This is a genomic window from Myxococcaceae bacterium JPH2 (genome assembly GCA_016458225.1).
In the GTDB taxonomy this organism is placed as follows: Bacteria; Myxococcota; Myxococcia; order Myxococcales; family Myxococcaceae; genus Citreicoccus.
Genome location: JAEMGR010000028.1, coordinates 35,973 through 51,512 on the forward strand (window position 1 = coordinate 35,973; position 15,540 = coordinate 51,512).

11 protein-coding genes are annotated in these 15,540 nt (G+C 70.9%); 5 read left to right on the top strand and 6 right to left on the bottom strand.

Translation table 11 applies throughout. The features are described from left to right. Positions 1-23 precede the first annotated feature (23 nt). The 5 genes from JGU66_29500 to JGU66_29520 form a co-directional block, all read right to left on the bottom strand. On the bottom strand, positions 24-3,194 hold the full coding sequence (locus JGU66_29500) for a multidrug efflux RND transporter permease subunit (GenBank protein ID MBJ6764920.1): 3,171 nt from the start codon (positions 3,192-3,194) through the stop codon (positions 24-26). A gap of 9 nt (positions 3,195-3,203) precedes the next feature. Next, the gene (locus tag JGU66_29505) at positions 3,204-4,346 is read right to left on the bottom strand and encodes an efflux RND transporter periplasmic adaptor subunit (GenBank protein MBJ6764921.1); all 1,143 of its coding nucleotides are present in this window, start codon (positions 4,344-4,346) and stop codon (positions 3,204-3,206) included. After that, on the bottom strand, positions 4,334-5,842 hold the full coding sequence (locus JGU66_29510) for a TolC family protein (protein ID MBJ6764922.1): 1,509 nt from the start codon (positions 5,840-5,842) through the stop codon (positions 4,334-4,336). The genes JGU66_29505 and JGU66_29510 overlap by 13 nt, the downstream gene beginning before the upstream one ends. Positions 5,843-5,978: 136 nt before the next feature. Then, a complete protein-coding gene (locus JGU66_29515) occupies positions 5,979-8,042 on the bottom strand; it encodes a HEAT repeat domain-containing protein (GenBank protein MBJ6764923.1) in 2,064 nt (687 codons plus the stop codon). 74 nt (positions 8,043-8,116) lie between these two features. Further along, positions 8,117-8,710: a hypothetical protein gene (locus tag JGU66_29520; GenBank protein MBJ6764924.1), complete on the bottom strand. Its 594-nt coding sequence runs from the start codon at positions 8,708-8,710 to the stop codon at positions 8,117-8,119. A gap of 126 nt (positions 8,711-8,836) precedes the next feature. Here JGU66_29520 and JGU66_29525 point away from each other — a divergent pair, with 126 nt between their 5' ends. From JGU66_29525 to JGU66_29545, 5 genes are all read left to right on the top strand, one after another. Continuing rightward, positions 8,837-9,664, top strand: a complete 828-nt coding sequence (locus JGU66_29525; protein MBJ6764925.1) for an alpha/beta fold hydrolase — start codon at positions 8,837-8,839, stop codon at positions 9,662-9,664. A gap of 53 nt (positions 9,665-9,717) precedes the next feature. Next, positions 9,718-10,425: a histidine phosphatase family protein gene (locus JGU66_29530; GenBank protein MBJ6764926.1), complete on the top strand. Its 708-nt coding sequence runs from the start codon at positions 9,718-9,720 to the stop codon at positions 10,423-10,425. 68 nt (positions 10,426-10,493) lie between these two features. Continuing rightward, positions 10,494-11,594 carry a phosphotransferase family protein gene (locus tag JGU66_29535; GenBank protein MBJ6764927.1) on the top strand — a complete coding sequence of 367 codons (1,101 nt, stop codon included), beginning with the start codon at positions 10,494-10,496 and terminating at the stop codon, positions 11,592-11,594. A gap of 73 nt (positions 11,595-11,667) precedes the next feature. After that, on the top strand, positions 11,668-12,147 hold the full coding sequence (locus tag JGU66_29540; protein ID MBJ6764928.1) for a hypothetical protein: 480 nt from the start codon (positions 11,668-11,670) through the stop codon (positions 12,145-12,147). 122 nt (positions 12,148-12,269) lie between these two features. Further along, positions 12,270-12,554, top strand: coding sequence for a DUF427 domain-containing protein (locus tag JGU66_29545; GenBank protein MBJ6764929.1), 285 nt, complete (start codon positions 12,270-12,272; stop codon positions 12,552-12,554). A 1-nt stretch (position 12,555) separates the two neighbouring features. Here the strand turns inward: JGU66_29545 and JGU66_29550 are convergent, their stop codons facing one another. After that, positions 12,556-15,462 (bottom strand): HEAT repeat domain-containing protein, encoded by a 2,907-nt coding sequence (locus JGU66_29550; GenBank protein ID MBJ6764930.1) that lies wholly within the window; start codon positions 15,460-15,462, stop codon positions 12,556-12,558. Positions 15,463-15,540 lie beyond the last annotated feature (78 nt).

Sequence of the window (15,540 nt, forward strand, 5' to 3'; positions counted from 1 at the left end):
GTCTTCTCTGGGAGCTCGGCGCGTTACACAGGCTGCGGGCGAGGCGGCTCGGCGGGCGGCGAGCCCTCTCCGGGGCCGGCGTGCTCGCGGCGCTTGAGCAGGCGAGAGCGGGCGCCCTCGACGATGGCGTACAGCACCGGGATGAAGATGAGGTTGACGAAGGTGGAGAAGAGCATTCCACCGAACACCGCGGTGCCCATCGACTTGCGCGACGCCGCGCCCGCCCCCGAGGCCACCATGAGCGGCACCACGCCGAAGAGGAACGCGAAGGACGTCATCAGGATGGGCCGCAGGCGCGTCTCGGCGGCGTTGACGGCGGACTCCACCACGCCCTGCCCCTGCGCGCGCAGTTGCTCACCGAACTCGACGATGAGGATGGCGTTCTTGCTGGCCAGGCCCACCAGCATCACCAGCCCCACCTGGCAGAAGACGTCGTTCACCAGAGAACGCGCGTTCTGCAAGAGCAGCGCACCCAGGATGGCCACGGGCACCGCGAGCATCACCACGAAGGGCAGGGAGAAGCTCTCGTACTGCGCGGACAGCACCAGGAACACGAAGACGATGCCCAGCGCGAAGATGATGAGGACCTTGCCACCCGCCGCCTTTTGCTCGGCGGACAGGCCCGTCCACTCAAACGAGTAGCCGGCGGGCAGGGCCTGCTGGGCCACGGACTCCATCTGCGTGAGGGCCGTGCCGGTGCTGACGCCGGGCGCGCCCTGGCCGTTGATGGTGGCCGAGCGGAACAGGTTGTAGTGCGAGATGTTCTGCGCGCTCGTGACGGGCGTCACCTTCACCAGCGCCTCCAGCGGCACCATCTGTCCGGACTGCGCGCGCACGTAGAAGGAGCCGATGTCCCGGGGCTCGCTGCGGAACGGCATGGCCGCCTGCACGTACACCCGGTACACGCGGTTGGCGAAGGTGAAGTCGTTGACGTACTGGCTGCCCAGATAGACCTGGAGCGTGGAGAAGAGGGAGTCCAGCGGCACGCCCAGCGACTTGGCCTTCTCGCGGTCCACCTTCACGTCCAGCAGCGGCGTGTTCGCGGTGTACGACGAGAAGATGCCCGTGAGCTGCTTGTCCTGCGAGGCGCGGCCCACCAGCGTCTGGGTCGCCTGGGCCAGCTCGTCGAGCGAGCGCCCGCCGAGCTGATCCTCCAGCACGAACTCGAAGCCGCCCACGCTGCCCACGCCGCGGATGGCGGGAGGCTGGAAGGGCAGCACGCGCGCGCCGCCGATGGCGAGCAGCGGCATGCGGAGCCGGTCAATCAACCCGGAGACGCTCTGGCTCTTCTTCTTGCGGTCCTCCCACGGGTGGAGGTTGACGAAGAGGGTGCCGTAGTTGGAGCCCGTGCCCAGCAGCGAGAAGCCGCCCACGGTGAAGATGTCCGCGACCTCCGGCTCCTTCTTCAGCACGGCCTCCGTCTGCAGCAGCACCTGTCGCGTGTAGTCGAGCGACGTGCCCTCCGGGCCCTGCACCGCGACGATGATGTAGCCCTGGTCCTCGTCCGGGATGAAGCCGCTGGGCGTGCGCGCGTACAGGAAGCCCGTGGCGAAGATGAGGAGGAGGAAGACGCCCACCACGGGCCAGCGCCACTTGCCCAGCAGCAGCCCCAAGAGCTTGCCGTAGCCGCGCTGGAAGCGCATGAGCGCCGCGTCGAACTGGCGCGCCAGCTTCACCTTCTGCCCCTCGTGCGGGCGCAGGAGCCGCGCGCACAGCGCGGGGGAGAGGGTGAGGGCCACCAGCGCGGAGAGGCTGATGGAGAAGGCGATGGTGAGGGCGAACTGCTTGTAGATGGCGCCCGTGGTGCCGGGGAAGAAGGACACGGGGACGAACACGGCGGACAGCACCAGCGCCGTGGCCACCACCACGCCGGCCACCTGGCGCATGCCTCGGTGCGTGGCCTCGCGCGGGCCCACGTTGTCCACGCCCATCACGCGCTCGACGTTCTCGATGACGACGATGGCGTCATCCACCACGAGGCCCGTGGCCAGCGTGAGGCCCAGGAGGGTCAGCGTGTTGAGCGAGAACCCGAACACGTTCACGAACGCGAAGGTGCCCACCAGCGACACCGGCAGCGTCGTCACGGCCACCAGCACGCTGCGCCAGCCATGCAGGAAGATGAAGATGACGAGCACCACCAGCGCGATGGCCTCGCACAGCGCCTTGACCACCTCCTCGATGGAGGCCTGCACCGCGAGCGTGGTGTCAAAGGCGGCCTGGTACGTGAGCCCGGGCGGGAAGGTCGCCTTCAGCCGCTCCAGCTCCTTCACCACGCCGTCGCGCACCTGGAGCGCGTTGGAGCCGGGGAGCTGGAAGATGCCCAGGCCCACCGCCTCCTGGCCGTTGAAGCGCAAGAGCTGCTGGTAGTTCTCCGCGCCCAGCTCCGCGCGGCCCACGTCCTTCAAGCGCACCAGCGAGCCGTCCTGGCCGCGCTGCACCACCAGCTCGCCGAACTGCTCCGCCGAGGTGAGCTGTCCCGCCACGCGCAAGGTGAGCTGGTACGTCTGGCCCTCGGGGGCGGGGGGTTGGCCCACCTTGCCGCCGCCCACCTGCACGTTCTGCTCGCGCAGCGCCGCCACCACGTCCGACGCGGTCAGCTTGCGCCGCGCCAGCTGGGTGGGGTCCAGCCACAGGCGCATGGCCAGTCGGCGCTCGCCGAAGATGCGCACGTCGCCCACGCCCTTCACGCGCAAGAGCGCGTCGCGGATGTAGACGTCCGCGTAGTTGCTGAGGAACTCCGTGTCGTAGCGGCCGTTCTTGTCATAGATGCCGAAGGCCATGAGCAGCTGCGTCTGCGCCTTGGCCACCGTGACGCCCAGCGAGTTGACGGCCGCGGGCAACTGCGGCGTCGCCGTGGATACGCGGTTCTGCACGTCCACCGCGGCCAGGTCGATGTTCCGCTCCGGATCGAACGTGACGATGATGCTGCTGGCGCCGTCGTTGGTGCTGGACGAGGACATGTAGCGCATGCCCTCCACGCCGTTGAGCTGGCGCTCCAGCACGGTGGTGACGGCGCTCTCCACCGTCTCCGCCGCCGCGCCGATGTACGTGGCCGTCACCTGCACCTGGGGCAGCGCCAGGTCGGGGTATTGCTCGATGGACAGCGCGGGGATGGAGATGGCTCCCACCAGCGTGATGAGGATGGAGAGCACGCTGGCGAAGACGGGGCGGTTGATGAAGAAGTCGGTGAACATGCGTCCCCCTCACTGACCCGCGTCCGCGCCGCCGCCGGTTCCGGTTCGCTCGGATGGTGGGGGCGCTTCCTTGGGCTGGATGGGCATGCCGTCTCGCAGCAGTTGCAGGCTGCTCACCACCACCTGCGTGCCCGCGTCCAAGCCTCCGAGGATTTCGTAGTCGTTGCCTTGGATGCGGCCCAGGTCCACGGGCGTGCGCTTCACGATGGTGCCGCCGTCCCCCTGCGCCACCACCATGGCGAAGGACTCGGTGCCTTGGTGGGTGACCGCGGCGGTGGGCATCTTCAGCGCGTCGCGCGCGGAGTAGATGATCTGCGCGCGCACGAGCTGGCCCGCGCGCAGCTTGGCCGTGTTGTCGAAGGCGGCCTTCACCTCCACCAGTTGCGTGCCGGTGTTGGGCGTGGGCGCGACGAAGAAGACGGGCGCGCGCACCACCGGCTTGCCCTCTCCGTCCAGCACCTCCATGGGCGTCTTGCCCACCTCCACGTGGGCGGCGCGCTCCACCGGCACCTGCACCGACAGCTCCAGCGCCAGGCTCTGGTCCACCCGCGTCAGCACCGACTGCGGCGTGACGTAGTCGCCAATCTTCACCGGGATGTCGCCCACCGTGCCCGAGAAGGGCGCGCTCACGTTGTAGAAACCCAGTTGCACCTGCTGGGCTTGAATCTGCGCCTCGGAGGAGCGGGCCTGGGCCTCGGCCTGCTCGGCCTGCGCCACGGCCTGGTCATAGTCCTGGCGGCTGGTGAGGCCCTCCTTGAGGAGCTGCTCGCTGCGCTGGCGCGTGCGGCGCGCGTACTCGCGGTTGGCGATGGCGGACGCGCGCTGGGCCTCGATGGCGCGCAGGTTGGCCTTCACCTGCCGCGGATCCACCACCAGGAGCACCTGGCCTTGCTTCACCGTGTCCCCGGGGCGCACGGGGATGGTCTCGACGTAGCCGGCCACCTGCGGGAAGACGGTGATGCTGCGCCGGGAGATGAGCGTGCCCACGTACTCGACGGAGTCGAGCACCGGGCCCGGCTTCACCGACAGCACCTGCACGGGGAGCGCCTTGCCCGCCGCCGCGCCCTGCTGCTTGCTCGCGTCCTTGTCGTGGCACCCCGCCACGAGGGCCAGCACCATGCCCCATCGCCCCCAGCCGCTCACCAATCGCATGCTGCCTCCGCGAGGAACGCGTCCACTTGTGCTTGCTGGTACTGGAACTCGCGCACCACCAGCTCCAGCTCGGCGCGTCGCAGGTCTCCGGCGGACTGCACCAGCTCGAGGCTCGTCCCCGTGCCCACCTCGAAGCTGCGGCGGGTGAGCCGGTCGCTCTCTTCCGCCAGGGCGCGCTCGCGGGCCGCGATGTCGCGCGTGGACTTCGCCACCTCCACCTGGCGGCGCGCCCGCACCACCTCCACCGAGACCGAGCGCTCCTGGGACACCACGTCCTGGCGCGCCTGCTCCGCTTGCGCGCGCGTCTGCCGCAGGCTGCCCTCGCGCGCGCCGCCATCCCAGAAGGGGAGGTTGAGGGACACGCCCACGCCCCAGGCCGGCACCTCCGCGAAGCCCGGGTCCACGGTGATGGCCACCGCCGTGGCGGACAGGTCCAGCGTGGGCGCGTACTTCCACTTCACTCCCGTCACCGCGCGCTCGGCCACCTTGAGGCGCGAGCGCGCCACCTCGAGGTCCGTGCGCTCGTTCACGTCACTCAGGGCCCGACAGTCGTGGTGGTTCTGGTCCAGCAGTTGCTCCAGCCCCACGCCGTTGGCCGGGCCCACTTGCGCGGCGATGCCCAGCACCAGCCCGAGCGACTCGCGCGCCTTGCGCAGGTCCTCGTCCCCCGTCACCACCGCCGTGCGGGCGATCTCCGTGTCCTGCGCCACGCGCACCACGTCCAGCCGCGTGCCGGCGCCCAGGTCGAAGCGGCGCTGCGCCAGCGACTCCCGCTCCAGCGCCGTGCGCAGGTTGACGCGGTTCACCTCCGCCAGCCGCTCGGCGGACGAGGCCGCCACCAGCGCCTGGGCGAGTCCCAGCGTGAGCTGCCGCTTCGTCTCCGCGAGGGACAGCGTGGCGGTGCGGCGCGACTCCTTCGCGGTGCCCACGCCGTAGATGCTCGCCATGTCCACCAGCGGCATGGAGCCGGTGAGCAGCCCCACCACGAGCGGCTGGGTGGGGCGCTTGGCGCCGGTGTTCGAGCCCTCCACGCCGCTGCCGCCCCCGCTGATGCCGCCGCTGATGCCGCCGCCAATCAGGCTGGAGTCCTTGGGGAGCTGCGTGGCGATGGTGCCGTTGATGGTGGGCAGCAGGTTGGCGAGCGCGATGCGCCACTGGCCCGCGGCCACCTCCACTTGCGCCAGCGCGCCGCGCAGGTCCGTGGAGCGCTGGCGTAACAAATCCAACGCCTCGCTCCAGGTCTTCACCTGGAGGGGCGCGGGGGGCACCGGTGTCAGCAGCGGATCCGACACCTGGGGTTTGAAGGGCGGCGGGACCTCCGGCACGTCCTCGGGCGAGGGCGTGTGAGGTGGCCCGGGCGGGCGCGCGGGCTCCGAGGGCGGCACCGTCTGGGCGGAGGACTGCACCGGGCGCTCGGGGCCCGGGGTGACCGGGGGCGGCAGCGCGACAATGAGTCCAGCGCGCGACAGCCAGGCTGCGAGCAGGAGGGGCGTCATAGGCGATGCCCTCCCAGGTAGGAGTCATCGCCGCGCGGTGCCACTGCCCGCCGCGTCGCGGTCCCGCTGGCCAACACAGCGAGGCGGGTGGCTGCTCACCAGTGAATGGTGCGCGCGCGTCGCGCGTTGAAGTCGCTCAGCGGCCCGACTGGAGCATGGACAGGCGCTGCTTGGCGCCGCGGCTCTGCGGATCGAACCGCAGCGCCTCTTCCAGCAGCTCCTTGCCGTGCGTGGGGTTTCCCTGGACGACGTACAGGTCCGCCAGGCGCACCAGCACCTCCGCGTTGTAGGGCTGGAGGTCCAGCGCCCGCTCGAACTCGCGCGTGGCGGTGGCCGCGTCGCGCCGACGGATGGCGAGCTGGCCGAGCAGGACGTGGGGCTGCACGAGCCCGCTCGTCTCGGGCTGCGTCGCCAGCGCCTGGAGCGCGGGCAAGGCGCGCACGTCGCCGAAGCTGCCCAGGGTGATGGCCGCCGTCTGCCGCACCCACAGCGAGCGGTCGTTCAAGAGCGGCAGCAGGTCATCCGCCGCTTCCTTCGCGCCCACGCTGGCCAGCCCGTCGATGAGGTTGCAGCGCAGGAGGTCATCCGTGCTGTCCTTCAACACGGCGCGCAGGGTGGGGATGGCGGCCTTCTTGAAACGGCGCGAGAGCAGCTCCGCGGCGGCGCCTCGCAGCGAGGGCGCCTCCGAGGTGTCGCGCAGCACGGCCTCCAGCGCGGGGGCACTTCCCTCGGCGCCCTTCTCGTCGAACGCGTCGGCGAGGCGCAGGCGGCGCTGCTGGCGCTGCTCGGCCTGGGGCCACCACTTCGCCAGCGACTGGCCCAGCGACTCGGGGGACTGCTTCGCGTGGCAGGTGCCGCACGCGTTGGGGATGTCGTGGCGCGCGGTGTTCTGCGGCGCGGGCACGTCGATGGCGTGGTCCGCGAACTTGTCCAGCACGCCCGAGACGACGGACGGCATGTGGCACGCGATGCAGTCCTGCGCGGCGGCGGCCTGGTGGTGCGTGTGCTTGGCGCCCTCGGCGACGATGTCCGCGTGGCAGCCCTGGCAGGTGGCGGCGCCCACGGACGCGGCCTTGACCTTGGGCTTCTGGAGTTCGTCCGCCGCATGGGGCTCGTGCGGCGCGGTGTGGCACGTCAGGCAGGTGGCGCCGCCCTGGGTGTGGCAGCGCGACTGGATGAGCGCCTGGTACTCGAAGCTGGAGGTGCTGGGCCGACCATCGGAGAAGAAGTCCCCCGAGCGCTCTCCGCCCACCATCAGCACCATGGGCTGATAGTGGTCCTCGTAGCGCTGGCCGGGCTGGAAGCGGTGGGCCGCGTCGAGCATGGGGAAGAGCGTGCGGCGCGGCCCATGGCACTGCGTGCACACGGCGAGCTGCGCGTCCTTGGCCAGCTTGCGCGGCTGGACGATGTCCGCGGGGTCCTGCGTCTCCGCATGGCGCGCGCCGGGGCCGTGGCAGGACTCACACGCGACGCCCGGGTCGATGAAGCGCGTGCTCCACTGGTGATTGGCGCGGTCGTAGCGCGCGTCCAATCCGGTGACGTGGCAGTCCAGGCACGCGTGCTGGGCGCTGCGCGCGAAGTTGGCCCAGAAGAAGGGATGGTCCGGCGTCAGCGCGCCCTGCTTGGCCTCCGAGTAGTCCACCCACGCGCCCTTGCCCGTGACGTGGAAGTAGATGGGCAGCACCTGCCAGCGGCCGTCGCTCAGCACCGTGACGGGGTCCTGCATGCGCTTGCCGCCCACGAGCCACTGCACGGGCCACTCCCCGAGCTGTCCGTCGCGGCCCTGTGTGCGCATCAGGTACTGCGCGCCGTCGTGGTGCATCCACGCCTCGCTCGACTCGCCCTTGAAGTGGGCGTTGGCGAAGGTGCCGACCACGTACTCCTTCGTGGCGGGGGACAGGGCGCGCGCGTGCCAGTCCTTGTGCCACGCGGTGTGCTCGTCCTCGTGGCAGTCCGCGCACACGGCCGAGCCCGCGAAGGCATTCGCCGGCGGCAGCGCGCTCGCCCCGGGCTTCTCGGGCGCGACGGCGGCAGTGACGGTCCCCGCGTCCGGCACGGCCGCCGCGACGGGCGCGGGCGGCGGCGACACGGCGGGCGGCGGCGCGGACGGGGACGCGCGCTGCGAGGTCACGATTCCCACGGCCGCCCCGACTGCAACGAGGGCCGCGAGGGAGAGCAGGACAGGACGAGAGGGGCGCATCCGAAGGTGGCGCCATGCTCCCCCGGACGCAGCTCCAGCACAAGCCGCCCTCCCGTGAAGTCCTGTGTCCGCTGCTATTCCAGGGGAGCGGCGGGGGTGGTCGCCGCGGCGGCCTTGACGGCGCGCAGGCGCTCCCGGACGGCGTCCAGGTTGGTGCCGTCGTAGCGGATGGCGTTGGGGTGGGAGAAGCCCTCGTTCCAGGGGTTGGCCGGGACGATGACGAGCCCGCGCGGGCGCCAGGTGAGCCAGCGGAGGATGTACTCGGGCCAGTCGTCCACGAGCACCTTCCCGTAGACGAGCCCCTTGTCCATGGTGACGGTGACGCGCGTGTCGGGGACGTACTGCTGACACCACTGGAGCTTCTCGGACCACGCGGGGGCGTGCGAGGCCGTGGGGCCCTTGGTGAGGATGTGCACCTCGAACTCCAGGGCGCGCAGCAGCTCCAGCACGTCGAAGCCGAGCTTGCGCGGCTCCAGCCGGGCCCACCATCCGGGTTGGCTCCGGATGAGGTCTCGGCGCGCGCGCAGCCACGGCGCATCCGCGTCGGCGGGGGAGGGCACCGGCTCGGCGGGTGAGCGCAGCCGCTCCAGGTCGCGCTGCATGGCGCCCTCGTAGTCACAGAGCGTCCCGTCCATGTCCACCAGCGCCACCAGCTCCGAGCGTTTCATCGCGTGTCCCTCGTCCGGGCTTCGTCCCGCCGCCCGCTCCCGAGCGCCCACTCTGACACTCCCTTCCTCCGGGCTCGACCCCCTCCGCGCGCGGCGCGCTAGGCTGGGACTTTCGGGGGACTCACCATGCCGATGCTGTCTGTGAATGGGACCACGCTCTACTACGAGGACACCGGGGGCACGGGCGAGCCCGTCGTCTTCAGCCACGGCCTGTTGTGGAGCACGCGGCTGTTTGATCCGCAGGTGGAGGCGCTGCGCTCGCGCTACCGCTGCATCGCGTATGACCACCGTGGACAGGGCCAGAGCGCGGTGCCGGCCACGGACGTCATCGACATGGAGACCGTGTACGCGGACGCGGTGGCGCTCATCGAGCAGCTCGGCGTGGGGCCCTGCCACTTCGTCGGGCTGTCCATGGGCGGCTTCGTGGGGATGCGGTTGGCGTCGCGCCGGCCGGACCTGCTGCGCTCCCTCACGCTGCTGGAGACGAGCGCGGACATCGAGCCTCCGGAGAACGCGCCCCGCTACAAGCTGCTCAACCTCATCGCGCGCTTCGTGGGCCTGCGGCCCGTGGCCGGCGTGGTGATGCGCATCATGTTCGGCCGCACGTTCCTCACCGCGCCGGAGCGCGAGGCGGACCGCGCGCTGTGGCGCTCGCGGCTCGTGGGCAACCGCTGCGACATCTGGCGCGCCGTCAACGGCGTCATCTATCGCGCGGGTGTGCTGGATGAACTCGCGCGCATCCGCGTGCCCACGCTGGTTGTCGTGGGCGAGGAGGACATGGCCACCGTGCCGGCGAAGGCTGAAGCCATTCACGCGGGCATCGCGGGCTCGCGGTTGGTGCGACTGCCGCGTGGTGGACACTCCTCCACGGTGGAGGAGCCCGCGCTCGTGAACGCGGTGCTGCTTCCCTTCCTGGACGGGCAGGGCGCGCGGGCGGGCGCGTCGGCCGTGTGAGCGGTGCTCGGACGTGATAGGCCCGCTTCCGTGCGCATGACGGGAGGTGTCGCGTGAGCCAGCTCACCATCGTTCGCCACGGGCAAACGACCGGCCCGTTGGAGGACAGGGACCGGTTGTCCCCGCTGGGACACGAACAGGCCGCGCAGCTCGGCCGTGTCTGGGCCGCCGAGCGCCGCGCGCTCACCCACGTCTTCGTGGGTCCCGCGCGGCGACACCACCAGACGTGCGACGCGGTGGGCACCGCGTATCGCGAGGCGGGCCTGTCCTTCCCCACGCCGGTGGAGCTGCCCGGCCTGGACGAGTACCCCGCGGAGCGCCTCTTCCGCGTGCTGCTGCCGGAGCTGGCTCAGCGCGATGCGCGCGCACGCGCCCTGCTGGAGCAGCGCGCCGAAGGCGACGACGGTGAGCGGCTGTTGTTCCGCCTGTTGGAGCCGCTGGGCCTGGGGTGGGCGCGGGATGAGCTGACCCACGCCTCGGTGGAGCGCTGGGGCGAGTTTGTCGCGCGAGTGGAGGGCGCGCTCCTGCGCATCCTGCGCGACGCGGGGCGAGGCGCCACGGTGGCGGCGTTCACCTCGGCGGGGCCCACGGCGGTGGCCACGGGATGGTCGCTGGGCGCGACGGGCGAGCGCGTCTTCACGCTGAGCCTGTCCGTGCGCAACGTGTCCTGCACGGACTTCCTCTTCGCGGGGGATCGGCTGTCGCTCCAGGGCTTCAATGACGTGGCTCATCTGACGGGCGAGGCCCGCACGTTGCGCTGACGCAGCTGCCCGGCGCGGCGACCATTTCCAGGCGTGGCCGCGGCGCCACGCGACGGAGGACAGCGGCGATGACGGCGGAATGGCAGGACAAGACGCGCGAGGTGCGGCAGGGCGAGGAGCTCGACGCGGCGTGGCTGGAGCGCTTCCTCAAGGAGAAGCTGCCGGAGCTGAGCGGCCCGCTCGGGGTGGAGCAGTTCCCCGGCGGCCACTCGAATCTCACGTACCTCTTGCGCGTGGGCGAGCGCGAGATGGTCCTGCGCCGTCCGCCCTTCGGCGCGAAGAACATCAAGGCCGGGCACGACATGGAGCGCGAGTACCGCATCCTGTCCCACTTGATGCCCGTATTCCCGCGCGTGCCCAAGCCGCTGGTGTTCTGTCCCGAGGACGGCTCTCCGCTCGGCGCGCCCTTCTACGTGATGGAGCGCGTGCGCGGCGTCATCCTCCGAGGCCGTCCCCCCAAGGGCCTGTCGCTGGGCGAAGCGGACTACCGCCGCCTGTCCGAGTCCTTCGTGGACAACCTCGTGGCGCTGCACGCGGTGGACCTTCAGGCCTCCGGGTTGGCCTCGCTCGGCAAGCCCGAGGGCTATCTGGGGCGGCAGGTGCAGGGCTGGACCGAGCGCTACCAGAAGTCGAAGACGGATGATTTGCCGGAGATGGAGGAGGTGGCGACGTGGCTCGCGGCGAACCTCCCGCCGGACACGGGCGCGGGCGCCACGTTCATCCACAACGACTACAAATACGACAACCTGGTGTTGGACCCCGACGACCTCTCGCGCATCCGCGCGGTGCTCGACTGGGAGATGGCCACGGTGGCGGATCCGCTGTCGGACCTGGGCATGGCGCTGGCGTATTGGATTGAGCCCAATGACCCGGAGGTGCTGCGCTCGTTGGGCATTGGCCTGACGTCCCAGCCCGGCAACCTCAGCCGCGAGGAGTTGGTGGCTCGCTACGAAGAGAAGAGCGGGCGCCGCGTGCACCACCTCTCGTTCTACTTCGTGCTCGCGCTGTTCAAGGTCGCGGTGATTGCCCAGCAGATCTACGCGCGCTTCAAGCGCGGCTACACGAAGGACGAGCGCTTCGCCGGCCTCATCTTCGCCGTCGCAGTGTTGGGACGACTGGCGGCCAAGGCCATCGAGAGCGGTGGCGTGAAGCCCCCCGCCAGTCTGTAGTGAAATGTCCGCGTTTGCGCGTTTCGCTGTGAGTTCTAGTCTTCATGGGATGAACCCACTCAAGAGCGGTGCGATGCGAGGTGTGTTGGCGGTCATGGTCCTGGCGCTGTCCGCGTGCGCGGGCGGCGTGGAGGGCGAGGACGCCGCGCTCGGCACGTCCGAGTCCGCGCTGTCCTGTGACGTGTTCCAGGACTGTGCGAACGGGGTGCGCGTGACGTGCTCGTCCGCGAGCGGCGTGTGCACCTCCGGCGCGGACAACGGTGGCTGGGTGGAGTGTGACGGTGCGCGCACCTACTGCCCGCCCGCGTGTACCTGCGGCACCACGCGGTACACGACCGCGCGCGCCGCCCAGGCGACCACGTGCGGCCTGGCCTTCCAGCAGGCCCTGTCGCAGCTCAACGCGGCGCTCCTCGTGAAGTGCCCGGCGGGGGCCTGCAACCGCTCCGAGCTGACGATTCCTGAGTGCGTGCCGGTCGGCCCGAGCCGCACGGATGGCTTCCGCCAGTCGCTCTCCGTGACGTACTCCTGCAACGAGCCGGCGAACTGCAAGTAGGCCGAGTGCCTGGACGGGCATTCGTGGAGTGGTGGACGTCTGGGGCGCGCGCGGGCTGCGCGCCTTGGACGTCCATGTCTTAAGTCGGCGCGGCGGGCCGGCGCCCGCGCCAAGGAGCCGCTATGCCCGTCGCGAAGTGGAACGGCGTCGTCCTCGCGGAGAGTGACGAGTGCGAGAAGGTGGAAGGCAACTGGTACTTCCCGCCGCACGCCATCCGCCGCGAGCACTTCCAGCCGAGCCAGACGCAGACGAACTGCGCCTGGAAGGGCACCGCGAGCTACTTCGACGTCGTGGTGAACGGGCAGCGCAACAAGGACGCCGCCTGGTTCTATCCCGCGCCCAAGGACGCCGCCGCCAACATCAAGGACTACGTGGCCTTCTGGCGGGGCGTCTCCGTCGAAGGCTGACTCACGCCGCGCGCAGCTGCTGCGCCTGCTTCTGCAGCACGGGGTGGTTCGCCACGGCGGGGAGGCGCAGGACCGCCTCGGCGATCTGCTTCGCCGCGAGCGGAATCTGTCCCGCCAGTCGGAGCAGCCCCTCCGCGCGCTCCGCGAAGTCCGACGCCTGCTGAATCGCTTCGAGCCGCGCGGAGAGCTCACGGGCGATGATGGCCGGCTCGAACTGCTCCATGAACGCACCGGGCTTCATGTGCTCGCGCAGGGATTTTCGCTCCAGGGCCTCGGGGCGGTGCTCCGCCAGGTCCATCAGGACGTGGAGCCCCGCCAGATTGAACATGCTCCAGGCCTCCGCGAGCCGGTCCGGTGGCCTGCCCTCCAGGCACGCGTCCGCCACCAGCGCGGCGCAGTGGATGTCGCCCAGCACACTCACGCCATAGGTCCCCGGGTGGTCCGCCACGCCGGGCGTCGGGACGGCGAAGAGCGCGAGCGAGAGGAGTCGCCAGCAGCCCGTGCCGTCATTCAGCAGCGCGAGCTTCATGGCGGTGTCCGTATCCAGGGAGCCGGCGCTTCTCACCGCCTGGCGAAGCACGGGCATCACCTCGGCGTTGTTCTGCTCCGCCAGTTGATTCATCGCCCGCTGGCGTTCTTCTTCCGTGGGGCCAGGGCGCGGGTAGTCGGGGTCGGGCTCCATGAGCCACGGCTTCACGGGCTGCATGCGCACCACCGCGGCCAGATGTGCGGCCGCGTCCCGGCGCTGGCGCTTCAGTCGCGCCACCTCCGCGTCGCCGGCCTCGCGAGCGAGCAGGTCCTGGAGCGTCGCCGCGGCGAACCGCTTCAAATAGAAGTCCTCCTCCCGCTGCTGCGCGGCCTCCAACTCGCGCCGAGCCTCCGGTCCTCCCAGGGCGCCCAGCACGCGCAGTCCCGTGTGGCGCACCAATCGGCTGTGCTCGGCGGCGAGCGCGCCTCGGGCCGCCTGGAGTGCCCGCTCCCCGTGCGACGCGAGCAGCTCGGGGATCCGCTGGCTCGCCACGGCGTCGCTCCAATGGGGGTAGTAGCCGCACAGCAGGGCTTCCGCATTCAGCCGGGCGGCGGACCAGGCCTCCTGCGCCGCGGCCTGGTGCGGGGGCAACTCCCGCTCCGCTTGTTTCCGCCAGCGCTTCTTGGGCGACAGCAGGATTTCGGGTTCATAGGCCCAGAGACTGGGCCGCGTGGCCACGGGCGCGAGCGCCGCCGGCGCGACCTGTACCTGCGCGGCGAGCCTCGTCACCGCGAGGCTCACCCCCTGGAACACCTTCATGAAGTCGTCCAGGCGCTCCAGTGGCTCGGTGCGCCCGGCCAGCGCCTCCAGCAGCGACCCTGGCTTCTCCAGGCCGAGCTCCTTCAGCCGCGCGGCCAGCGGCGCCACCTCGCGAGGCTCCAGCGCGGCCAGGCCATGAGAGAACAGGTCGGCGAGCGTGTCGCGCGTCTCGACCAAGGCGAGCGCCGCGGTGGACGCTCCCACCTCCCGCGCCGCGTCCGTCCGCTCGGTCCGGGACAGCGTGCTGGGCTCCAGGATTCCCCCCTTCACGAGGGGGATGAACTCCAGCGCGTCCGCCGTCTCCACCACCAGGGCCAGGGGCTGGAGCGTGGGCAGCGCTTCTCTCATCCGCACGTCTCCGATGACCGCCCGGAGCGTCACGCTCTCCAGCGCGACATGCAGGAGCTCCTCCAGCTTCTCGTGCGTGGGGAAGAACAGCGCCTGTCCGTCCTCGTCCGTCAGGTGCGCGCGGCCCTTTCCAATGCGCAGCGTCTGCGCGCGGACCACCGCGGGAAGCGCGTCCGGAGTGAACGGGGTCTGGCGCTGTTGGATGAATGCCGTCACCGCCGAGGCCACGTTCGGATGTGCCACCGCCAGCAGCGCTTTCAGGTCCTCATGCTCCACGGCCAGACGCGTGCGCGACTCCACCTCCACGCGGTGGGGCGCGAAGCCCGCGTACTGGCTCCCCGTCGTGTCGTGCAGCACATAGCCTTCGTCGGTGGGCCTCGGCCGCTCATTGGGTCTGCCGGGCACCCGTTCGCGGTAGTGCCTCCCCGAGCCCACGTCCACGTAGCGCCGCTCGCTGCTGTAGGTGTCGGCAGAGTCGCCATCGGGGTGGTACTGGAACCCGTACCCCAGCAGGCGCAGCCCGGAGACCGGCATCTGCTCCGTCTTCGTCGACTCTTGGTCGATGAGCGCCTCGACGAGGGGCGCATCCATCGGCTCTCCGTCCAGGTGCCTCTGGAGCTTGCGCGCCGCGAGGTGCATCTGGACGAGCTGTTCGGTGAACTCGGCGGGCTCGAAGACGGGGCCGTTGCTCGAGTGGAGGGCCGCCAGGCACTTCGCCAACGCCTGGGTCCGCTCGGCCATCCGAGGCAGGCCATTGGCTCGCAGGGCCATGGCCACCTCGCCCACCTGTCCCGGGCGCTCCAAGGCCAGCGACGCCACGCCTGACAAGCACAGCTCCTTCACCAGCGAGAGCACCTGCTCCACGCCCGCCTGACGCAGCTCCGCCGAGTCTGTCGTTCCCTTCTTCACGCCGCGCTTCATCTCGGGCACGTCGGCGGGAGGAGTGGGCGCTGTCGTGGTGGCGAACGCCTCGGGCATCCGGGACCAGGCGACGAGCAGCCCCGCCGCGTGCTTGCAGAAGGGCCGCGAGCGCGCCGCGGGACACGAGCACACCCCGGACACGTCCGTCTCGTCCTCGCCGAACGTCACGGTGACCTGGTACTTCGCCGCGCCCGAGCCTTGAGCCCGTCCGAGGAGCTGGTTCTCGTGACACGCCAGCTCCGACAGGTGCTCGCTGTCGACCAGCGCCATGCCCTTCGCCAGCTCGCTCGCGTCCGTGATGAGCGCCGACAGCGCCGCGGTGCCCCCCGTGAACCGTCGTACCTCAGCCACGCGTTGCCCCTTGCTCGGTGGACGCCATGCGCGGCGTCAGGTCTGGGGGGCGCACCGGGAACAGGTGCAGCTGAGGCA

What these genes read in the sequence shown, in the direction of transcription:
- JGU66_29525 (MBJ6764925.1), top strand. Translation starts at nt 8,837, where the DNA reads ATGCCGATGCTGTCTGTGAATGGGACCACGCTCTACTACGAGGACACC.
- JGU66_29500 (MBJ6764920.1), bottom strand. Translation starts at nt 3,194, where the DNA reads ATGTTCACCGACTTCTTCATCAACCGCCCCGTCTTCGCCAGCGTGCTC.
- JGU66_29510 (MBJ6764922.1), bottom strand. Translation starts at nt 5,842, where the DNA reads ATGACGCCCCTCCTGCTCGCAGCCTGGCTGTCGCGCGCTGGACTCATT.
- JGU66_29515 (MBJ6764923.1), bottom strand. Translation starts at nt 8,042, where the DNA reads ATGCGCCCCTCTCGTCCTGTCCTGCTCTCCCTCGCGGCCCTCGTTGCA.
- JGU66_29545 (MBJ6764929.1), top strand. Translation starts at nt 12,270, where the DNA reads ATGCCCGTCGCGAAGTGGAACGGCGTCGTCCTCGCGGAGAGTGACGAG.
- JGU66_29540 (MBJ6764928.1), top strand. Translation starts at nt 11,668, where the DNA reads ATGCGAGGTGTGTTGGCGGTCATGGTCCTGGCGCTGTCCGCGTGCGCG.
- JGU66_29520 (MBJ6764924.1), bottom strand. Translation starts at nt 8,710, where the DNA reads ATGAAACGCTCGGAGCTGGTGGCGCTGGTGGACATGGACGGGACGCTC.
- JGU66_29535 (MBJ6764927.1), top strand. Translation starts at nt 10,494, where the DNA reads ATGACGGCGGAATGGCAGGACAAGACGCGCGAGGTGCGGCAGGGCGAG.
- JGU66_29505 (MBJ6764921.1), bottom strand. Translation starts at nt 4,346, where the DNA reads ATGCGATTGGTGAGCGGCTGGGGGCGATGGGGCATGGTGCTGGCCCTC.